Origin of the sequence: Sulfitobacter sp. SBS6 (assembly GCF_048285585.1) — a bacterium.
GTDB lineage: Bacteria > Pseudomonadota > Alphaproteobacteria > Rhodobacterales > Rhodobacteraceae > Sulfitobacter > Sulfitobacter pontiacus.
Window position 1 is genome coordinate 484,827 of sequence record NZ_JBLWBA010000008.1, and the last position, 19,527, is coordinate 504,353.

The 19,527-nt window shown below is 58.2% G+C and carries 22 protein-coding genes and 1 pseudogene; 8 read left to right on the plus strand and 15 right to left on the minus strand.

All coding sequences use genetic code 11. The features are described 5' to 3' along the window. Positions 1-86 precede the first annotated feature (86 nt). From ACNQ62_RS16120 to ACNQ62_RS16150, 7 genes and pseudogenes are all read left to right on the plus strand, one after another. A complete protein-coding gene (locus ACNQ62_RS16120; protein WP_418095279.1) occupies positions 87-965 on the plus strand; it encodes an ArdC family protein in 879 nt (292 codons plus the stop codon). Beyond that, positions 962-1,165: a hypothetical protein gene (locus ACNQ62_RS16125; RefSeq protein WP_418095280.1), complete on the plus strand. Its 204-nt coding sequence runs from the start codon at positions 962-964 to the stop codon at positions 1,163-1,165. The genes ACNQ62_RS16120 and ACNQ62_RS16125 overlap by 4 nt, the downstream gene beginning before the upstream one ends. After that, the gene (locus ACNQ62_RS16130; protein ID WP_418095281.1) at positions 1,162-1,386 is read left to right on the plus strand and encodes a hypothetical protein; all 225 of its coding nucleotides are present in this window, start codon (positions 1,162-1,164) and stop codon (positions 1,384-1,386) included. The genes ACNQ62_RS16125 and ACNQ62_RS16130 overlap by 4 nt, the downstream gene beginning before the upstream one ends. After that, positions 1,373-1,654, plus strand: coding sequence for a hypothetical protein (locus tag ACNQ62_RS16135; RefSeq protein ID WP_418095282.1), 282 nt, complete (start codon positions 1,373-1,375; stop codon positions 1,652-1,654). Before ACNQ62_RS16130 ends, ACNQ62_RS16135 begins: the two co-directional genes overlap by 14 nt. Before the next feature lie 174 nt (positions 1,655-1,828). Further along, positions 1,829-2,419, plus strand: coding sequence for a hypothetical protein (locus ACNQ62_RS16140; protein ID WP_418095283.1), 591 nt, complete (start codon positions 1,829-1,831; stop codon positions 2,417-2,419). Next, positions 2,406-4,214 (plus strand): relaxase/mobilization nuclease domain-containing protein, encoded by a 1,809-nt coding sequence (locus tag ACNQ62_RS16145; protein WP_418095284.1) that lies wholly within the window; start codon positions 2,406-2,408, stop codon positions 4,212-4,214. The genes ACNQ62_RS16140 and ACNQ62_RS16145 overlap by 14 nt, the downstream gene beginning before the upstream one ends. Then, a pseudogene (locus ACNQ62_RS16150) lies at positions 4,207-6,099 on the plus strand (type IV secretory system conjugative DNA transfer family protein). The gene ACNQ62_RS16145 and the pseudogene ACNQ62_RS16150 overlap by 8 nt, the downstream one beginning before the upstream one ends. 149 nt (positions 6,100-6,248) lie before the next feature. On the opposite strand, the gene ACNQ62_RS16155 reads toward ACNQ62_RS16150, so the two are convergent. From ACNQ62_RS16155 to ACNQ62_RS16225, 15 genes are all read right to left on the minus strand, one after another. Then, positions 6,249-7,472 (minus strand): helix-turn-helix domain-containing protein, encoded by a 1,224-nt coding sequence (locus ACNQ62_RS16155; protein WP_418095285.1) that lies wholly within the window; start codon positions 7,470-7,472, stop codon positions 6,249-6,251. Further along, a complete protein-coding gene (locus ACNQ62_RS16160; protein ID WP_418095286.1) occupies positions 7,460-7,780 on the minus strand; it encodes a type II toxin-antitoxin system HigB family toxin in 321 nt (106 codons plus the stop codon). The genes ACNQ62_RS16155 and ACNQ62_RS16160 overlap by 13 nt, the downstream gene beginning before the upstream one ends. A gap of 270 nt (positions 7,781-8,050) precedes the next feature. After that, a complete protein-coding gene (locus ACNQ62_RS16165; RefSeq protein ID WP_418095287.1) occupies positions 8,051-9,049 on the minus strand; it encodes a type IV secretion system protein in 999 nt (332 codons plus the stop codon). 20 nt (positions 9,050-9,069) lie between these two features. Further along, entirely contained in the window at positions 9,070-9,246 is a 177-nt protein-coding gene (locus ACNQ62_RS16170) for a hypothetical protein (protein WP_418095288.1), read from the minus strand. Next, a complete protein-coding gene (locus ACNQ62_RS16175) occupies positions 9,239-10,234 on the minus strand; it encodes an ATPase, T2SS/T4P/T4SS family (RefSeq protein ID WP_418095289.1) in 996 nt (331 codons plus the stop codon). The genes ACNQ62_RS16170 and ACNQ62_RS16175 overlap by 8 nt, the downstream gene beginning before the upstream one ends. A gap of 2 nt (positions 10,235-10,236) precedes the next feature. After that, on the minus strand, positions 10,237-11,553 hold the full coding sequence (locus ACNQ62_RS16180) for a TrbI/VirB10 family protein (RefSeq protein ID WP_418095290.1): 1,317 nt from the start codon (positions 11,551-11,553) through the stop codon (positions 10,237-10,239). Beyond that, complete coding sequence (locus ACNQ62_RS16185) at positions 11,546-12,241, minus strand: TrbG/VirB9 family P-type conjugative transfer protein (protein ID WP_418095291.1); 696 nt, start codon at positions 12,239-12,241, stop codon at positions 11,546-11,548. Before ACNQ62_RS16185 ends, ACNQ62_RS16180 begins: the two co-directional genes overlap by 8 nt. Positions 12,242-12,244: 3 nt before the next feature. Beyond that, positions 12,245-12,895 carry a virB8 family protein gene (locus ACNQ62_RS16190; RefSeq protein ID WP_418095292.1) on the minus strand — a complete coding sequence of 217 codons (651 nt, stop codon included), beginning with the start codon at positions 12,893-12,895 and terminating at the stop codon, positions 12,245-12,247. A 4-nt stretch (positions 12,896-12,899) separates the two neighbouring features. Next, a complete protein-coding gene (locus tag ACNQ62_RS16195; RefSeq protein WP_418095293.1) occupies positions 12,900-13,679 on the minus strand; it encodes a type IV secretion system protein in 780 nt (259 codons plus the stop codon). Then, positions 13,676-14,731 carry a lytic transglycosylase domain-containing protein gene (locus ACNQ62_RS16200; protein ID WP_418095302.1) on the minus strand — a complete coding sequence of 352 codons (1,056 nt, stop codon included), beginning with the start codon at positions 14,729-14,731 and terminating at the stop codon, positions 13,676-13,678. The genes ACNQ62_RS16195 and ACNQ62_RS16200 overlap by 4 nt, the downstream gene beginning before the upstream one ends. Before the next feature lie 236 nt (positions 14,732-14,967). Beyond that, positions 14,968-17,334: a type IV secretion system protein B4 gene (locus tag ACNQ62_RS16205; protein ID WP_418095294.1), complete on the minus strand. Its 2,367-nt coding sequence runs from the start codon at positions 17,332-17,334 to the stop codon at positions 14,968-14,970. Next, complete coding sequence (locus ACNQ62_RS16210; protein ID WP_418095295.1) at positions 17,324-17,602, minus strand: type IV secretion system protein VirB3; 279 nt, start codon at positions 17,600-17,602, stop codon at positions 17,324-17,326. The genes ACNQ62_RS16205 and ACNQ62_RS16210 overlap by 11 nt, the downstream gene beginning before the upstream one ends. A gap of 7 nt (positions 17,603-17,609) precedes the next feature. Next, positions 17,610-17,900 carry a TrbC/VirB2 family protein gene (locus tag ACNQ62_RS16215; protein WP_418095296.1) on the minus strand — a complete coding sequence of 97 codons (291 nt, stop codon included), beginning with the start codon at positions 17,898-17,900 and terminating at the stop codon, positions 17,610-17,612. Beyond that, positions 17,900-18,478 (minus strand): lytic transglycosylase domain-containing protein, encoded by a 579-nt coding sequence (locus ACNQ62_RS16220; protein WP_418095297.1) that lies wholly within the window; start codon positions 18,476-18,478, stop codon positions 17,900-17,902. The genes ACNQ62_RS16215 and ACNQ62_RS16220 overlap by 1 nt, the downstream gene beginning before the upstream one ends. Before the next feature lie 64 nt (positions 18,479-18,542). Then, positions 18,543-18,869: a hypothetical protein gene (locus tag ACNQ62_RS16225; protein WP_174861692.1), complete on the minus strand. Its 327-nt coding sequence runs from the start codon at positions 18,867-18,869 to the stop codon at positions 18,543-18,545. A gap of 259 nt (positions 18,870-19,128) precedes the next feature. Here ACNQ62_RS16225 and ACNQ62_RS16230 point away from each other — a divergent pair, with 259 nt between their 5' ends. Continuing rightward, positions 19,129-19,320, plus strand: coding sequence for a hypothetical protein (locus ACNQ62_RS16230; RefSeq protein WP_418095298.1), 192 nt, complete (start codon positions 19,129-19,131; stop codon positions 19,318-19,320). Positions 19,321-19,527: the final 207 nt, after the last annotated feature.

Here is a 19,527-nt window from a genome sequence, read left to right on the forward strand (position 1 = left end):
GGTCAGATCAGGTGGCCGAGGCGCAGCCCATCGGCGGAAGGGGGCGCGAAGCCTCAACCGCGTCACTTTGATCGAGGAGGCCACAAATGGCACCGAAGTTTGATGTTTATGCCCATGTCACCAACACCATTATTGCAGAGATCGAGGCAGGCACGCCGCCATGGCGCAAGCCTTGGACCGGAAGTGCGTCCGGCATTGCCCTGCCGACCCGACACAACGGGGAGGAGTATCGCGGGATTAATATCCTGATGCTCTGGGTCATGGCGGCCAAGCATGGTTATGTGTCCGGCCGCTGGATGACCTACAAACAGGCGCAGGAGCTGAGCGGCCAAGTTCGCAAAGGCGAAAAGTCGTCGACTGTGGTGAAGTACGGCACATTCACCCGAGAGAACGAGCTGGGCATTGAGGAAGAGCTTCCCTATGCGCGCGCCTATCGTGTGTTCAATGCGGATCAGATCGAGGGTTTGCCGGAGGATTACTACATCAGGCCCGAGGCCCCGCGCGACCTTGGGACGGCCGAAGATCCGGAACTTGAGGGGATTTTTAGCCGGACAGGGGCGGAGATCATCACCAGCGATGACCCGCGCGCCTATTACAGCCCCGCCAAAGATCACATCCACATGCCGCCAATTGCCACGTTTCACAATGCGGCAGGCTACTATGGGACCTTGGCCCATGAGGTGATTCACTGGACTGGCAGCGAAAAACGTCTGGAGCGGATCAAGAAATTTGCGAACCGCGAGGCCTATGCATTTGAAGAGCTGGTGGCCGAGATCGGCGCGTGTTTCCTTGGGGCTCAGATTGGCGTCGCGCCGGAATTCGACCAAAGCGCCGCCTATGTTGAAGGCTGGTTGAAAGCGCTCAAAGAGGACAAAAAGGCGATTTTTCGCGCGGCGTCCGAGGCGCAAAAGGCTGCTGATTTTGTTTTGCAAGCAGCAGGTCAGAGCAAGGAGGTGGCAGCATGATCTCGGACTATCACAGCGATGATTTTTCGACCGCACGTCTGGAAGACACTGTCAGCTTGCGAAGCGCGGCCCGTGAAGCGCGCGCCACGCTATACGCGGTCTTGAACCGGCTGGAGCTGAACGATCTGGACGGCGAGGAGCAACCCTATATCGACGATTGTCTTGGGGCTCTCGCTATCCTTGAGGAGGCGTTGCGATGACTGTGGAAGAGATCAAAGCAGCAGTGGACGCGGGCAACCGCGTTCACTGGATCAACAGCGGGTATGTGGTGACGCGTGATGGGCTCGGGCAATACCTCATCACCTTCACGCGGAACGGGTCAGCTATCGGTTTGACCAGTCGGGATGGCAACTGCCTGAACGGCAAGCCTGACGAATTTTTCATCAGTGAAAGCGCAGAAGTTTGCCATGAAGTATTCTGAAGTCAGCCAAGGGGCCCGAGAGGGCCGCGCCAGCGTGCATCTGCATGGGTTCTGCAATCTGCCCGATGGCGGGCAGGAGTACTGTGATGATCCAGCACTGATCGATGGCTGGGCGATCTATGTCAGGGTTGAGACCCCGGACGACCCGCAACAGCCCTTTGATCTGCACGAGCTGCCCGATCATCAAACCTATGCCAGCGCCGAAGGCGCGGCCTGCGCAATAGCGCTGCAATTGCTTGGCGATGCTGAGGCGTGGAACCACGACTAGTGGTGCCATGCCTTGCGCATGTGGCCGGGCTTTGCCCGGCGGTTGCAGCCTTTGGCTGCTCCAAACGGAATACAGGCAGTTGATTCAATATTATAATATTGAATCAATTATGGCGAAGTGCCATAACAGGGCTACCTGTATGATGCTGGCAAGAAATAGGGGTGATTACTTCACATGGGCCGACCGCGCGTACCACGGCACAAGCGACTGACGCAAAACCAACGTTTTGCGATCGTGCGCAAGCGTGCCGAAGGGGTGCCGATCGAGGATCTGGCCCGCGAATTCGGCGTAACGACCCGCAGTATCTTCTACACCTTGAAGGCTGATCAAAGCCGCAAGCTTGATGCGCGCGTACGCTCCGAACTGGTGAATGTCCGGCTCACGCCAAAGGAGCTTGCGAGCTTCGATGCGGTGCTGACGCGGCATGATATCGCCAGCCGTGCCGAGGGGCTGCGGCGGCTGATCTATGCATCGAACGATCTCTTCGTTCCTGACGATGAACTGGCCAACCAGATGCAGGGGTTATCGGCCTCGCTCAATCGCACCGGCAACAATATTAACCAGATCGCGCAGCGCCTGAACGAGGCAAAGCGCCAGGGCAAGACACCGCCTTATGGCAATTCTGCCCACGGCCAGGTCCGCGCTTTGGCCGGGCTGATCTTCGACATCGCGGACCAGGTGCAGGACATGGCGCAGCGCCGCCGCAGCGTGCTGTCCGCCGAGGTTGCCCGCGTTCTGGGAGGCTTTGCCGATGGCCCGGAATAGTGCCGTTGCCGCCGCGCAGGAGGCCTTTTTCGATCGCGACTGGAGCCGCATTCGCGGCAGCGTTCCACGCGCTCGTGCAAAGCAAATGGCCCGCGCCGCCATGGGGCATTCACCCGCGATCTTCAAAGCCATTCGCGACGGCGGAACGCACAACAAAACGCAGCTGCGCAACCAGCTGGAGTACCTGACCACCAAGTCGAGCTTCATCATCGACAGCCGTGGCACCTATGACGGCCAAAGCGTTCTGTCAGCCAAAGAAATCGAACAGGTCACGCGTCGGTTTTCAGCGCAGTGGAATGAGGGATTCCATCCCAAACTGGGGCATACCTCGCATCTCTTGATGGCCTTCCCAATTGGCACGCGCGGCGAGGATGTTGCCGAGATCACGCGCGAGATCTGCGAGCGGTTCTTTCAAGGCGAAGGCGGCCACTTCGACTATATCGCGGCCGTGCATGAGGACCGGGATCACCCGCACGCCCATGTCGTCCTGAACCGACGCAGCAAGGACGGTGAATTCTTCTTTCTGAAAGGTGGGCACCACTTCAACTACGACAGTTCCCGCGAGGCGATGGTTGAGGTGTCGGACCGCTATGGGTTGCGCCTTGAGGCAACGCGAAAGCTCGAGCGTGGCATCACGACGAAGAGGCCAAGCGACGTGGACCAACGTCGTGCAGAAGCTACGGGGCAGAAGCCGACCGAGCGTGAGCGTGTGGGGCCGGAGCTTGACCGTGCCTTGGCTGAGGTGACGCAGAACGCGCGGCTTTATCGCGGCCTGGCTGCCGAGGCCTCGCGCGAGAACCAGCATGACATTGCAGCTGCCTTGGACAAGGCCGCGACGCTTTTGGCGCAGGGCAAACCGATTGAAGCAGATGGAAAGGTATATGGCATGGCCGAAGAACAGCATTCGTTTGATGAGGTCGTGGATGCCTTTAACGACAAGATCAACCAAGCCGAACGCGTTGTGGCGGACGCCCCGGTAGAGCGGCGCGCGGCGCTTGAGCATGAGCTGAACGACATCTATCGTTCACTGTCGCATCTCAGCCCAATGGGAACGCAGTCCCATACCTTGCTCGAAGACGCGTCCCAAAGTGGGATCTATTCCGCTGCGAATATACGGGCCGAGGCCCAAGGCGTTTTGCAGGATTCAGCTCTTTCCGAACGTCTTCAGCAGGCTTTGAAAGGCACCGGAATTGACGCGCAAGAGGTGACGCGCCGCGTTGAAATCGGCGCAGGCAATGCCGCGCTTGAGCGGCAATGGCTTGGACAGGATTTGAAGGCGAATGCCGAGAAGCAAGGCTTTGACCTGTCACGCGCCGATGAGCTGGAGAAGGCGATCGACCGCCTTGACCAGGTGCACAGTGATCTGGGCCGTGTGTTGGCAGATGCTGAGGTTCTTAAAGACAGTGGGACGGTGGAGACCGACCGGCAGGAAGCCATCATCGACCGGCTGCCGCCGACCACTGCTGAAATCCTGAGCCGTATGACGGACGACCCAACCGCAGATCCATTCCGAAACGATCAGGAACGCGAGACTTTGCGTGCTGAGATGGAGGAACTGGTCGGTGAAGAGCAGGCACCCGACTTGGCGATTGGCGATGAGACCACGCTGGAGGAACATATCGAAGACCGCCTGGACCGGCTCTATGCGGCCAAGGCCTACCTGCAGAGCGATGCCCCTCTGGCGAACAGCGTGGCGATGGAGCACGTCCTCGACGAGATTGCCAATGAAGAAATTGATGTTCAACGCGAGCGGTACGTCGATGCCGATGGCGAAAAGGGTGTGACGCATGGGTAAGGCGCGGATCGCACTCGGCGTCACGAGCTTTGCTCTTCTCGGCGCGGTGCTCGGGTATGTTCTGGCGTCGGCGTTTCTCACGTTCCGCTGGTTCGGGGGCGGGGCGGATATCGACTTCCTGATGCTGGCGCGTGGCTATGGAGATTTTCGCACGACCCATCCGGCCGATACAAAAATCGTTTACTTGATCGTCGGGATCGGCACTGGTGCCGGTGTTTTGCTCAGCGCTGTCTTGATGAACGACGCGCTGACGAAGTTCGGTGAAACCCACTGGCAGCACATGTCCGAGATGAAACGGAACGGCTTTTTCGGCAAGCCTGGCCACGGCTTTGTCCTGGGCAAAATGGGCAAGCCGAAGAGCCGAAAACCCTATGTCATGTCCAAAGTCTTCCCCCATGCCCTGATCGTGGCCCCGACCGGACGCGGCAAGACCACAGGTTTCGTCATCCCGAACCTTCTGACCTACCAGGGCAGTGCAGTAGTGCTGGACGTGAAGGGCGAAAATTTCGAGGCGACGGCACGCCACCGGTCAGCGCAGGGAGACAAGGTGTTCCGGTTTGCGCCCACTGATTGGAAAGACGGCCGCTCGCATCGCTACAATCCTTTGCTGCGTATATCGGCGCTCGCAAACGTCGACCGCCAGCAGATGGAGTTGCAACTCTTGGCTTCGCTGTTCCTGCAAGCTGACAATGATCGGGTTCAGGGGCTTCTTGATGGCGGCATTGACTTATTCGTGGCGGCAGGACTTTTGGCGTTCGAGCGCAAGCGGCCGACCCTGGGTGAGATTTACCGCATCACCGCGTCTGGCGGGGACAAGCAGAAGGAATACCGCCGCCGCGCCGATGAAGTGGTCAACCCAGCCGCCAAGCTGATCTTCATGCGCATGGCCTCAACCAACAACGACACGTTAACGTCCTACCTGTCGCTCTTGATGACATCTGGCCTCAAGCAGTGGTCAAACCCAGCGATCGACCGTGCGACCGCAACGTCAGACTTCGATTTTCGTGATATCCGAAAGGAACCGTTTTCGGTCTATCTTGTGGTTGAACCGCTGATGGTAAAACCGCTCGCGCGGTTGATCCGCTTGTTCTTCTCGGATTTGCTTGCGTCGCTGCAGGACCATGAACCTGGCAAGGACGAGCCTTGGCCTGTGATGATCATGCTCGATGAATTCAATCGCCTTGGCAAAATGCCGATCGTTCTCGATAGCATCGAAACCCTGCGGTCCTACCGGGCCAACCTTGCGATCGTCACACAGACGATCCCGGCTTTGGACGAGATTTATGGCGAGAATGCCCGACGTGCCTTGCAGGGCAACGCGGGCATCAAGCTCTATCTGACCCCCTCAGATGAGAAGACCATCGAGGAGCTGAGCAAGGCAGTCGGCAAAACCACCAAGCGCGTTGTGACCCGCTAACGGTCGGTCGGCCGCAACCCTTTCGCCGGTCGCAGCATGTCTGAGCGGACCGAAGAAACCGCGTTGCTACCCGAGGATGAGGCTCGGCGCATGGATCTTGATGACATCGTTCTGGTGGTCGACGCGCAAATGCCCGTGCGCGCCAAGCGGATCAAATACTATGAGGATCGGTTCTTTAAGCTGATCTTCGACAAGCAGGCTGGCGATTTGCCATATCCCTCTGCAGGGGATCAAATGCGCGGCCTGCAGGGGCAAATCAAGGCGCTGGAGGCTAAGATTGGTGCGTTGGAAGTGCCTAAGGTGGTGCCCTTAGAGGGATCTCAAAGTAGCGGGAGGCGACGTGAAGAGATCGATGATTTGGCCAGCGAAGAGCCGGAGGTGACTTCAGGCAACAAGCCTAGTCGGGGCGAATATCAGGCGGGAACAGATCGGGTGGAACGGTTCACGGCGGAGGCGGCTCAGCTTTGAAGAGTGTTTTCCCTGCATGCGCTGAAATATCGACAGTTCTGATTGTGACGCTGAATGGCAATCGTTCGTGATTGCTTCAGTGAAGTATGAACCAGACCGATATGCAATAACGGATCGGAAGCTTTCCAATGAGTTTGTCTGAGAGACCTTTATTGGCGGACGCATCCAAGGCCTTTGGCAACCTCGCCTTGACCTACCAACCCGGCAAAATGCGTGTATCGACCTGTCATCACACGCACTTGGCCTGCGATGATCGATTCATGAACATCTGCTTTTCGAGCGTAAGCTTGTATCTTTGCTTTGGAAATATTCCCAAGAGCTCGGCTGAGCTCATCATGAATGTCGTCCGGCACTAGCGCACTACGTGCCAATCTGTTTGCTTCATCTTCCATAGTTGGATCATTGCCGAATGCTCCGGTTGATCCCTCTGTCTCGTCAATTATCATGCCTTCGTCAGCCAAATGCCGCTCCACGTGCACACATTCATGCAGCAGTGTGAACCAGAAGTTATCTAGTCTGTGGTGGCGCAGGCTAACAGCGATTGCCGGTTTGCCACTCGGCAGACTGAAGCATGCGCCGTCGATGTGTGTTTTCTTTAAGCAAGGCACATAGACTGGCGTGATGCCTACTTCGTCGAGCCTGCGAAATGCACGTTTGGGGCCGTCGGAGTATAAACTCAGCTTGGCGATCTCGCGCCTAAATTGGTGCCCCACATCATCCGTGTTAAAGTCATTGGCGCTCTCACAATTAATTGCATCACCCATAGCTTTCATAAGCCATGCGTTTACAGAATAAGGATTGGGCTCTTTGTTATCTGCGCCACGGAAGCGAACACCGGCAAATTGAGGAGTGGATACTCGAGCTGCCGACATAAGGTTTCGAATGCGGCTTTCGATCTCATCAGCTTTAGGCCTTATGTGTCCTAGCCAGCCTAGCTTGAACATTTCCGTGATTGGAAAAGACTTCCAGTCAACGTTTGGGCAAGGTTCGGGCAGGGTTGCTTCAACTTTTCCAAGAAGCACGTCCGCCGGAATCCCTAACTTCTCATGAAGTGCCCGCATCATATCCAAGGAAGGCTTGCGCTTTCCATTTAGGACTTCTGAAACACGCGATTTGGGGAAATTGATAACGGTGGCAAGTTGGCTGCGGTTGATCCCTAGTTGATCAATGCGAAACTCAATCGCTTCTGCGGGTGTCGGAAGCTGAACTGGGAAATGTTCGCTCTCATATTTTTCGACCAAAATCGCCAGAACTTCGAGGTTGCGAACGCCCTCTTCAGAAAGCTCATCCTCCAACATCAGCGCGTCGATCTGCTCCATAGCCCATGCATGGTCAGTTTCGGTTTTGATTGGTCTGATGTCTAGCTTTTCCATGTAACTGTTCCTACGTCGATCTCATCGTACTCTTTATGGGTTCCGATGAACTCAATCTTTATGACTCCAGCTTGGTAGTTGATCCGAACTACTAGTCTGAAATGGTTCCCCTTTATTTTGAAGATCGTTGCCCCGTTGCCTTTCCCGATCGGTCTTGCATTAGGGTATTGAGCCTTTAGTTCGCCAGGGTTCTGCCACTTTGCTACGATTGCTTCTTGGTGCCATGCCCGGAGAGCGCCAGCCGCCTCGTTCCCTCGCTTGTGTGTCGTGATGAAGTGTTCGATCCTTTCTTTTGATACAACCTTCATCTCAAAGTTACCTGTTTGGTTATCACTTATTGATTACCATTTTGGTAACTACGCCCCAGATAGCGGTTGAAGACTGCTTTGGCAATAGGGTTTGACCTACTTCTTTAATGATGTAAGGGCGCAGGTTGACCGCCTCCTTTACGAAGTAAGAAAAGTGCAGCCAAAAGTGGTGCGTGCTTTGTTGGCGAGTTTGCGTCTGCAATAAGAACTGCTTCAAATCTTTGCATCGACAATGAATTCCGGTCTGAGGATGACGGCAAAGTAACGATCTTACTCCAACCGCTTCGCACGCTCAGCCACCCGCTGAACCATCGAAACGGTCGCGCCACCTGCCTGGCGTAGTCCAGCCCCGGCGATCTCAGCATTTGACCGCGTCCCAAACCTCGCCCGCGCCCGTGACCCTTTGGTGCCAATCAAGCCCTTTGCGAACCCGCCGGGACCGGGAATGCTCGGTGGTCCGGCCATCATGAAATTGCCTGAGATAGAGCGCACGATCAGCGGGGTGGCGATGATCATGCCGCCTGCGAGGAACATCATCATGAAGAATGGGACCAGAGCGCCGATGTTGCTCGCGCCGGAGGGATCTCCGAGTTCGGCCATGAGCGAGCGCGACATGCCGACGACAGTGGAAAACACTCCTGCGATCACGAGGGGGTAGAGCGCGTAGGATACCGTGCTGGACAGCCAGCGGTGGAAGTAGTCCTTGCTGACGTCGAACAGCGACAGCGCGATCATGATTGGGGCGATGCCGATCAGGAACGCCAGCATGATCTTCGCGAAAATCAGAACAAGCCCGCAGAGCGCGCCGATGACGCCCAAAAGGAACGCACCAATCGCGCCGATCAGGGCTCCGGCCATCCAATGCATGTTGTCTCCGGCCGCATTCAGGTAGTCGCCGAACTCTTCGATGAGATCGTCAAAGGCCCCAGCAAAGTAAGACGCGCCTGCACCGCCGCCGCCGAGCCCGGCCACCATGCCACCCGCGAGCTGGTCGAGCCCGTCAATGAGCGCGCTGGCCACCGCGTTAAATTGGACCCAGTTCATCGCAAATAGAGAGATGAGCATGAGCTTGAAAGCGAACCAGAACGCGGTTCGCCCATCCACGGATTTGTACTGAAACACCATGTTGAGAAAGACGCCGATCACGGCGAGCGTCGACGCCAGGGCAATGACGCCGCCAAGCTGACCAGCGACGTTGCCAAAGGTGGTTTGGGCTGCGTCATCTAGAAAGTTGTCGGTTGTCTCAACCATCCAGGTGACGACGCCCATCGGATCCTCCTCGGTTAGGTTTAGGCGCTAGAGCCGGTGCAACGCTTCAAGAAGGCCTTCAGGATATGCTCGCCGTCAAAGTCCGGCACGACGGAGACCAGTTCCCAGCCATCCTGACCAAGGGCGGTCAGCTGCGCTTCGATCTTCGGTGGCTTTGTCTTGGCAGTGTTGATGAGTTCGATCTTGTATTCAAACATGGGCTGTTTCCTTTGAATGGGCCGGATCAACCGGCAGGTAGAATTCGGTGATGCCGCGCGCGCCTTCATGGCGACCGGCTTGAATGATCACATCGATCGAGCGGGTGATATAGCCGTTCATGTCCTGGTAGGTCATGGGCACATCGGTTTTCAGGGCTGCGATGGCGAGACGCTGAACTGCCAACTGAGGTGTTTCAGCATGCAGTGTGGTGAGTGAGCCGCCATGGCCGGTGTTTATAGCCTCAAGGAAGGTCATGGCCTCTTTGCCGCGCACTTCGCCCAAGACGATGCGGTCCGGCCGCATGCGCAGGGTGGAGGTCAGAAGGACATCAGCGCTGCGCGAGGCCTCATCGCGGTCAGACATCAGCGTGACGACATTAGGCTGCGCCGGACGCAACTCGGCGGCTTCTTCGATCGTGATGATGCGCTCGTCGGCGGGCACGAAGGAGAGGATTTTTCGCGCCGTGACGGTCTTGCCGGTCGAGGTGCCGCCGGAGACGATCATGTTGAGCTTGTGGTTGACGCAAAACTTGATCGCGGCGTCGATGTCGCCAGTCGCCACAACATCGCGCAGCTCGGCATTGCGCTTACGTCTTGCTCCCTCGTTGCTGCGTTCTTTGCCGAACAAGTAGGACAGCTTGATCTGGTCCAATGGCAGGTCCGTAAAGAACCGCAGGGATATTGCGTAACCGCCATCAACGGCTGGGGGCTGGATGACTTGCGCGCGGATCGGGCGGCCGCGATAGATGATGCTGACCGACACGATCGGCTTGGTCCGGCTGAGCGTGGTGTTCGCGGCGGAAGCAATCTGATTGCCAAGGTCTTTGATCTCATTTTGGGAGAGCGGTCGATTGATTGGCCGCATGAAATGATCGCCTTCAAACTCGGCCCACAGCGTGCCGTCAGGGTTGATGCAAAGCTCGATTAGCTTTGGATCATGCGCCTCGGGGATCTTGTCCATCGAGCTTTGCAGATAGCTGGCCGCCATGATCAGAACATCTCCAGATCGCGGTCGACCATCACGGTGACGCGGGCACCTTGATCGACATAGATCACGGGCGAGACGGAGAGGTATTCGCCAATCACGGTTTGCGCGCTGTCTTGGAGGTCTTCGCCAATGCCCTCGAGGACATCTGACGCGATCTCGTCTTCGGTGTTCTGGGCTGCCAAAGCTGGCAAGGCTCCGATCAGCGATATCAGGGCGGCGGACCCAAACCGCGTGCCAAAACGGCTGTCGACAAAGCCAGTTGTGCCGGACCGCCCCAGTTCATCACCACCGAAAGCGCTGATTTCGACGGTCTGGTTGCTGGGCAGAATGATCCTGTCCCAAGCGATCGTCACGCGTTGTTGTGCGATATCGAGGCCAGATTGATAGCGCCCGATCAGGCGTGCGCCGCGCGGGATCAGGATCCGTGAGCCGTCGTAAGCATAGACATCTTCAGAAACCAATGCGCGGACCTGACCGGCGAGCGAGCTGTCGATTGCTGTCTCGAGCACGGCCTGGATCATCGTGCCCTGAACGACGGTGTTTGACGGGTTCACAATCAACTGGGCTTGCGTCACCTCAGCGGGTTCAGCGCCATTGCGGACAAAGTCTGTGTCACCATCAAGCCGCCGCTGTTGCGCGGCGGTATCATTGTTGCCGCTTCCAGTGCCGCCAAAGGCGATAATTGGGCTGGCAATACGCGCTTGCAGTTCCTCAAGCTCGGCTTGCCGCCGCCGCTCGAGCTCTTGCAGACGCAGCTCCTCGGCCGTGGGGCCGGTTGGTGCGGGCGTGCGCGGGGCTTCCAGGCGCGCAAGCTCCAGATCGTTCTGCAGGCGCTGTATCTGACGTGCGCGTTCTTCCAACTCTTCGCGCAAGGCGGCTTGCGTAGCAGCGGCCTCACTGCGCAGGGCATCGATTTCTGCGCCCAGGGTACCCAATGCCTCGAGGTCGACGGTTGGCGCTTCAGGTATCGGCGCGTTGCGCAGGGCTTCAAGCTCGGTGCGCATGGCGTCCATTTGCGCGCGCAGCTCGTCTGTGTCGCTGTCTGGCTCTGACACCGCTGGCGGCGGAGAAGTGTCAATTGGCGCAGGGGGTGGCTCAAGCGCACCAAACCCCGGACCCGCCGCTTGGAATTCATCTGATGATGCGGTTTCCAAGCTTTCGGGTTCAGAACCGCCAGAGAACAACAGCAAGAGACCGCCAAGGGCAGCGATTGCCCCAATGCCGAGCGCAAAGGTGATCAAAGATGGGCGCGCCGTTGGGTTTTGTGGTTTACCTTCAAGCGCTTCGAGGCGCTTCTTAAGCTCAGCTGTCTCACTCATCCTGATTTGCCTCGCTCATCTCTTGGACGCAGATCTCGTCCTCACCAAGCCTGAGAACCCATCGATCGCTGACGCCTGACACGCGGATAACGCCATCAGGTCGGGCCAGAGCATTCACGCTGCGCTCGTTGCCACCGGACCAGCGAAAGATCGCGGGTAAAGGCGCATTTGTGGAAAAGCGGAAATAGGTGAAGTTGCCGTCATCCCAAATCTCGCGCGGCGTGATCTCGGATCGCGCGCTGACGCCATAGGCGTGATTTGCAGGTTGGCTTGCTGCCACACGCGATTGCTGTGGAGCGGGCTCGGGATAGGAAAAGCGAATGACATAGAACGTCGGCGAACTCGCCTCGGTCACGTTGAAATAATAGCTGCGCCGGTTGGTGTAGACGGTGATATTGGTATGCGCGCCGCGCGAAACCGGTTTGATCGCGAAGGCCTGGCCACCGGGCACGCCGTCCAAAAGGAACCCTTCAGTGTCGCCCGCAATGATCGAGCGGATGGTCTCGCCCTGGCCAAACTCAATGCTGGTCACATGGGTCAGGCTGGTGCGGATACGGTAGACCTGCCCGTCTTGATAGGTGGCCAGCCGGACGCGGGCATCAAAGGGGCCTTGGCGCGGCTGCGTTTCGGCATAGGCGGTGCCAGCAAGCGGAACAATTAAAGCGAGGATCAGGAATAGGCGGCGCATTGGTTACTCCAGACGATCTGAGCGGATCGCGTATTCGGTGACAGTGAAGCCGAAAGGGTTCTGCCAGACATCATCGATCGACCGGCTATTCTCGGGCCGAAACTCAAACATCAGGGTTGCGGTGAAGAGCCCGTTTTGAGTGCCGCGCGGCGAGTTCAAGCGCTTGCGCAGACGCACCTGGGCACGGTTGGCGCTGACATGGGTGATCGACAAAACCTCTACATCAAGCCGGGCCTCTGTACCGTAGCTATCCGGCGGATAGGCCTCATGGCCGCTAGTCCAAAGCGCGCGCAGCCCTGCGGCGGCCGCGCCGTCCGACTGGTCCAGGACCCGCCGCACCCGCACATCATTGTCGAGCTGATTGTAAGTCTCTCGATCAATCACATAGCGGTAGACCTGTGCCTCGATGATAGCGGGGCGTTCCGTGAGTGAGACCGCTTCAACCATGGCATTGAGGAGGGCCATGCCGGTTTCGCTATCAAAGGGCACGATCATGGGCGGCGGGTCCACCTCGAACAGGGCGACAAGAGCAGCGGCGAGGCAACCTGCCATGCCAAACCCCATGCCTGTCAGTCCCAGCTTCTGCCACATGAGCTCGCGTCGCTGTGCGCCGTAGACGAGCTCTTCTTCGATGATTTCTGCCTCGCTGTTCATGGGATCAATCCGCGCGCAGGTCTGGCAAGGTGAAGTCCATGTAGCGGCGCTCTTCGGCCAGCGTCGCGGCATCGACCACGCCTGATTGGCCCGCGCCAACGGTCTGGATGGCTTCAAGCTCCCACATGCGCGTCATGGCAATGGCCAACTCTGCCGTGACACGGGTGTTGTGATCGACGGCTTCTTTGAGCGTTTCCATGTCGGGGATCAGCGAGACCAGCTGTTCGACCCGTTCGAGGGATTGCGCCGCCTCTTCGTAGCTGTTCTCAGCGGCTGCTGACATCACCGCCCCGGTGCTCGCCTGGCTGGCAATGCGCTCCGCCCCCGGATTGCCGCTGCTCGCCATGTCGGACAGGCTGTCTTGGTCAAAGCCTGCGTCCTCCAAGGCTTGCGTCATGCGGCCTTCCATCTGAGAGGCCGCGTTGCCGACGAGGCCGGTGAAATCGCCGCTCTGGATTTGCCTGATGGTGCCCAGAAGATCGCCGAATTCCTGATCGAGAAGCCCATCGAGATCATCACCCATGGCCATTTCAATGACATCTGTCGCGCCGGTCAGGGCGGCGTAGGTCTCGTTAAGCGTGTCGAGTTGCTGCTGCACCAGATCGAGCTGTTCGAGAAGCGTGTCGAGCTGGTCGGTCTGGATCCCGAAATCCTCCAGCATCTGCTGCAGCTGGCGAATTTCCTGAGCAATGTTGCGTGTGTCGACCGTTGGCACGCCTTGGGCAGACAGGGGTGAGGCAGTCATCAATGCGCAAGTGGCAACGGCAGAAAGAAAGCGGATCATCGGAGTGCCTCCAGATCGAATTGCATGAAGTTTTGTTCGCGGGCCTGCGCGGCCACCATGGCCAGCTCTGCTGCGCTAAGCGGGCGGGTATGGGTGGCCTTGAGGCGCGTGCGGATCGCGATCAGGCGAGCGAGTTCGGCCCGCGCATAGGTGTTGAGCGACATGGCCGCGTGAATGTCATCTGTCTCGCCAATGCGGGTGACGATGTCCTGCACGCGCAGCGCGGCCGCTTGCACGGAGACCAAGGAGTAGTCGCCATAGACCCCTGCGCTGAAAGAGGTGAGGCTCATGGTCGAGTTGGCAAGCAAGACGGGATCAATGGTGCCGAGCGCGTCAACGCCGCCCACGCGGGCAAGGTAGAGATTGTAGCGCTCGGGGATCACCTGAACGTAGTGTTGGGTCTCAGCAAAGGGCGGCACGCCGCCGTAGCGCTGCACATTGCCGGGACCGGCATTGTAGGCCGCGAGCCCGTGTATGATGTTGCCGTCAAACATAGCGAGCATCTGGGCCAGATACCGTGCACCTCCGGTGACCTGGATGTAGGGGTTTTCGTAGTAGGCTGGGTAGATACCCAGATCCTGTGCGGTGCCGGGCATGATCTGGGTGAGGCCAAACGCGCCGACCGGGGAACGCGCCCCGATGGTGAAACGGCTCTCTTGCCAGATCAGCGCCTGCAACAGGCAGCGCCATTGCTTGGGCGATAAGCCCGCCGCGCGCACACCTGACATATGATGCGTTTCCTGAGACGCACGAATGATCAGCTGCTCGATTGAGCCGGACGCATCGCCGAACATCTGGCCCGCGCCGGGGTTTGGGTCGACCGGACCATAAAGCGTGTCTGCGGCACTCTCTGGTGATGAACCAGCTTCCAAACTCGCGACCAGCGTGCCCGAATTTCCGCTAGCAAGCGTCGTGGCATCAAGGATGTCTTCCAGCGCCTGGAGTTGTTCCTGCTCGAGCGCTTCAAGCTCTTCTTCTTTGGTTAACCGATCCCGTTGCAGCGCCAGATCTTGTTCGCTTTGCTGCAACACGCGCTCGCGCTGCAGGAACATGCCCGCATCAAAGGTCGGCACGCCTTGAGCATAGGCCACTGGCGCGGCGAACCACACCAAGCCCGCAAAGATATACAGGCGGTGCCTACCCACCGAGACCACCAATTGGGCCAAGCAGCTCGAAATTACAGTTGCTGCGGCTGACTTCGGCAAAGGAGTTAAAGCATTTGGCTTCGGATGGCCGATATTCCGCACAGGCTGTCAGGGTCAAAAGGGTGAGGGTCAGCACGCAAAGTCTAAGCATCAATTTGTCTCCAAAAATCTGGGTTCTGGCGATAATCCGCGCCGACCAGCGCTTCGCCTTTTTCCATGCCGCCAAGGATCGTGAGGTAAGGGCCAAGGGCGCTTAGATCGGCATCGATCACGACGGAGCCTTGATCGTCGCGCACCAACGCCAGGCGAGAGTTGCTGCCGGTGCCAAGCAGAACGCTGAGCTCTTTTTCAGTGAGGCCCAGCATGGTGTAGTCGCTGGCCGAGGCGCGGATGTTGGGTAGCAGAAGCTGCGTCGGAACGGCCTCGACAATCGTTTTGCCGGTGCGGGTTTTCTCAAGCTGGCTTGCGTATTGGGTCATCATGACAACGACGGCATTCTGTTTCCGCGCCGTGACCAGCCAGTTGCTGAGCCGGTCGGCAAAATACGGGTTGTCGAGCGCCTTCCAGGCTTCATCGATAATGATCAGCGTCGGTTTGCGGTCCTCGATCACCCGCTCCACCCGCCGAAACAGGTAGGACAGGACCGCCATGCGTTCCTTCTCGCTTTCGCTGTCGAGAATGCCGGTCAGGTCGAAGCCCACGACATCACCATCGAGTGAGAAGGTATCCTCAGAGCTTTGCCCAAAAATCCAACCGTAGCGGCCATCAGCGGTCCATTCCTGAATCCGTTCGAACAGATCCCCTTCGTCAGCTCCCGCCACAAAGAGTGAGGCCAAGTCCTGCCAGTTGCGCAAGTCGGCATCGCTCGCCCCGGCGTTCTGGCGCACCACTTCTTGGATGCGATTAATTTGAACTGGGCTCAGCGGCTTGTCGGAGCGATGCAAAAGGGTGGCCAACCAATCGGAGAGCCAGGCTTGCCCGCGCCCGTCGATTTCAGTGCGCAGTGGGTTGAGGCCAGTGGCTTCACCGGCCTTGATGGCGCTGTAGCGCCCGCCATTGGCCCGCACGGCCATTTCCATGCCCGCGCGATAGTCGAAAACGAAGACGCGCGTTTCGCAGCGACGGGCTTGGGTCATGAGGAAGGCCGACAACACAGATTTGCCAGAGCCAGGGCGGCCGAGGATCAAGGTGTGCCCGCCTGTCGGCTCTTTGTCCGGCTGACCTGTCTCATGGTAGTTAAAGAGAAAGCCCGCACGCTCTGGCGTCGGGAAGAGGGTGATCGGTTTGCCCCAAGGTACTTTTTGTCCGGGTTTGCCCAGTTGACCGCGATGCAGCGCTGCGAGGTCGGCAAAGTTCGTGTTCGTGATTGCGGCCTTGCGGCTGCGCATCTGCCCATTGCCCGGATGCTGCGCGAAATAATGGGTCCGAGCCGCGAAACTCTCGTTCACCAGATTGACGCCTTCACTGGCCGCGATGTTGCGTATTTCGGCGGCTATCGCTTCCAACTTTTCCTCGGTTTCGGCGAAAACCGTCACCGTCAAGTGATGATCACCAAAGCTGAGCCGCTTGGATTCCAGATCATCCAGCGCATCGACCAGTTCTTCAGCAACGGAAATCGCGCCGTCATCGCTGGCCTTCATCAAACGCTGTTGGCGCTTGATCCGGCTGGCCATAATGTTGCTGTTGATCGGCGTGAAGGAATGCGTGACCACCAAGTCGACGGGCAGGTTCAGCTCATCGAACATGGTGCAGCTGGTTTTGGCCGGGTAGGTCTTAATCGCAAAGCTGGTGCCAAATCGCTTGCCCGCCGTCCCATCGTCGAGCGAAAAGCCGCGCCCCTGAAACGTGACGCGCGTGTTGGCCACATCCTCGGCAATGATGCCAAAGCGGGATTTTGCGAAGAGCGGTCGCTCCTGGCCAATATTGAGCGCGCCTAGGAAACCCAGAAGTTCGCCGCATTCGGCTCCAAGAAGGCGCGGGTTCATCTCTGCAAAAGACGAGAGCAGAAAACCAACGACCTCCTCGAGCTTGCGCAGCTGCTTGGCTGTCTGGTCTTTCAGGTGTGAGATTGAGTCTGAACGTTTCAGGCGCAGCCGTGCGCCGAGGGGCGGACGTTTCAGTACTGTGAGCGTGAGAGTCTTGTCCCGCAGACCCGCCTGCGCCATGGCCAGCTGCCAGCGGGTGTCCAGCGCTTGCGCAAACCCTTCGTAGGGCACCGGTGGCAAAGCGGTCTCAATCGCCTTGGAGACCTTGTGAACGTAGAAACCGTACTCTGGCCCGATCTGCGCAATGATCGCCGCGAAGAGCGCGCGGATCTTCTCCAAATGCGCGTCATCGCTGGTCATGCTGTTGACGCCATCAAGACGGATGCACTGGAACAAAGCATTGCCGCGCGTGCGGATCGTCACGTCATTCACCAGGCTGACGTAGGGTAGGATGCTGGCCATCGGGCGCTCTTTGCGCGCCCAGTCCGGCAGCACGGCAAGATCATCCGAAGGATCACGGGGCATAGCTGTCCCCCGAATGGATTTTGCGGTTCGGGGTCGGTGGCGTTTCCTGCAGCGTACTGACCATCACTTCAAGAAAGGCCGGATCCCAATCCGCCGCTTTCCACAGTGCGGGATAGGCCAGAGCGGCAATGATGATCACCGGCCAGCTCTGGACCCACAGAAACAGCAATACAAACCCGAAGAGCCAGACCATGGCATACATGATCGGCAAGCCGATGAGCTTTGGCGGTCGGATCAGGCCGAGGAAGAGGCGGGATTGCGTTGCCATACCGGATTTACGCGCCCCAGATGGCGGTCACGATGGTCGGCGCAGCTGCAATGCCCGCAATGGCCACCAGCACCCAATGGGCTTGGCGGAAATCCAGAATGCCAAAGAGCCAGGAGAGGAACACGCCGATCAAGGCCAAGGTGCCGATGACAATGCCCAGGGGGCCGGTGATCGTGTCGACGATGCCCTGCAACAGGTTCTGCACTGGCGAGAGGTCGATGCTCTGCGCAAGGGCGGGATTGGCAATCATCAAACTGGCCAGAGCCAGCGACAGGATCGTGCGGAAATGTATGTGCATCAGGAGGCTCCAGTCAGTCGATCACGCACAGCCATGACACGGCGCACGTGGTTTTGGGTTTCTCGGTACGGAGGAATGCCGCCATAGCGCGCGACCGCGTCTGGTCCCGCGTTATAGGCAGCGAGCGCGAGTTCGGGCGTGCCGAACTGCGCCAACATCATCAGAAGGTAGCGTGCAGAGCCATCTAGATTGGCCTGCCAATTATGCGGATCGACGCCGAGCTGCGCGGCCGTCGCAGGCATCAATTGTCCGAGGCCTATCGCGCCTGCGGAGCTGCGCGCATTGGGGCGATAAGCGCTTTCGATCTCGATATTGGCTTGGAAGAGGGCCTGCCATTCCGTCACCGACAGCCCGGCACGGCGCAGTGCGGGGTGCCCGCCATAGCGATGCGCGGTGCTTTCAAGGGCTACAAGGATTTCGGGGCGGGGAACTGCGCGGGCGGGTGCAGGAAGGCGAGCTTCAGGCTCAGGCCCTGCGAAAACGATCAGCTCAGGTGGGTTTGCGCCAATCCCGTCGACATAACTTTGCGCAAAACCTGATTGGGGTGCTTTGGTCTCCAGCTGGCCATCGGCCCGCATGGAAAGCACGAAGCCTTCAGAATAGGCGGGGGCAGCAAAGAATGCTGCAAGTACGGCAAGTCGTTTAGCCTTCGTCGTACAGGTTGTGCGAGGCGATCTTGCCTTCGACCATTGGGATTGAGACGATCGAAACACCAAGCCCGGCAAGGAAGCTGGATAGGCCGTTGATTGTCTTGAACTCTCGCGCAGCCATGTTGTTGCGTGCCGTGACAAGCAGGCGACGCGTCTCGCCATCTGGCGAGACGCAATGCACGGTCCAAACTCCGGACCACTGAGCACCTGTACGTTTGGGCGTAACCCGGCACACAACATCCGCCGAATGACCCTCGGCAAGCAGCGTGCGCAGCCCATCTTCACTGACAACATTGGGGGCGTCTTGCATCAAATTCATAGGATCGAGCCTTGCAGAATTGTGCATTAGCCCGGCAGTCCCTCATGGACTACCGAACCGATACAATATTATAATCTTGCAATCAATATGTGCAATTTGCGATATTGCGCCCTTCATGCGTTGAAACAAATTTACTGCAACGGAGTGGCTGAGCCAAGATAATATGGCGCTTTTGAAACGAACATGGGCGGTTATGGTCGTTGTGAGCTGGGGATCTGCCGCGATTGCGGGCACTTGTGTGCCGCCTACGCCGCCTTGGATGCCGACCAATGCCGACGACGTGCGGGCCTATGCTGACCTGTTGAGGCACGATGCGGAGACGTATTTTACCGATGTCGAGCGCTACTTCCGTTGCCTGGATCAGCAGCGGCGAGAGGTCTTCGAACAAGCGCGCGAGGTCAGTGGAGACTATGCGCGCGTTCTGGAGTTCCTGGACGACATGAGGAATTGAAATCAGCCCTCATGTAGAGAAAGCTGTCGTTCACTAAAGCAGCGGCGAAGGTCGCGAACGCTGAGTTGCGAGCACTTTTCCGTAGATTGCAATTCGCCGTTTGCGTTGAAGCGTGTCTTAGGGAAATTCGCTACCGCTGGCCGGGTCCAGCTACCGCATTAAGCTCCTCAGATTATTCGCCAGCCATTCTGGACCTGTCACGGTTTT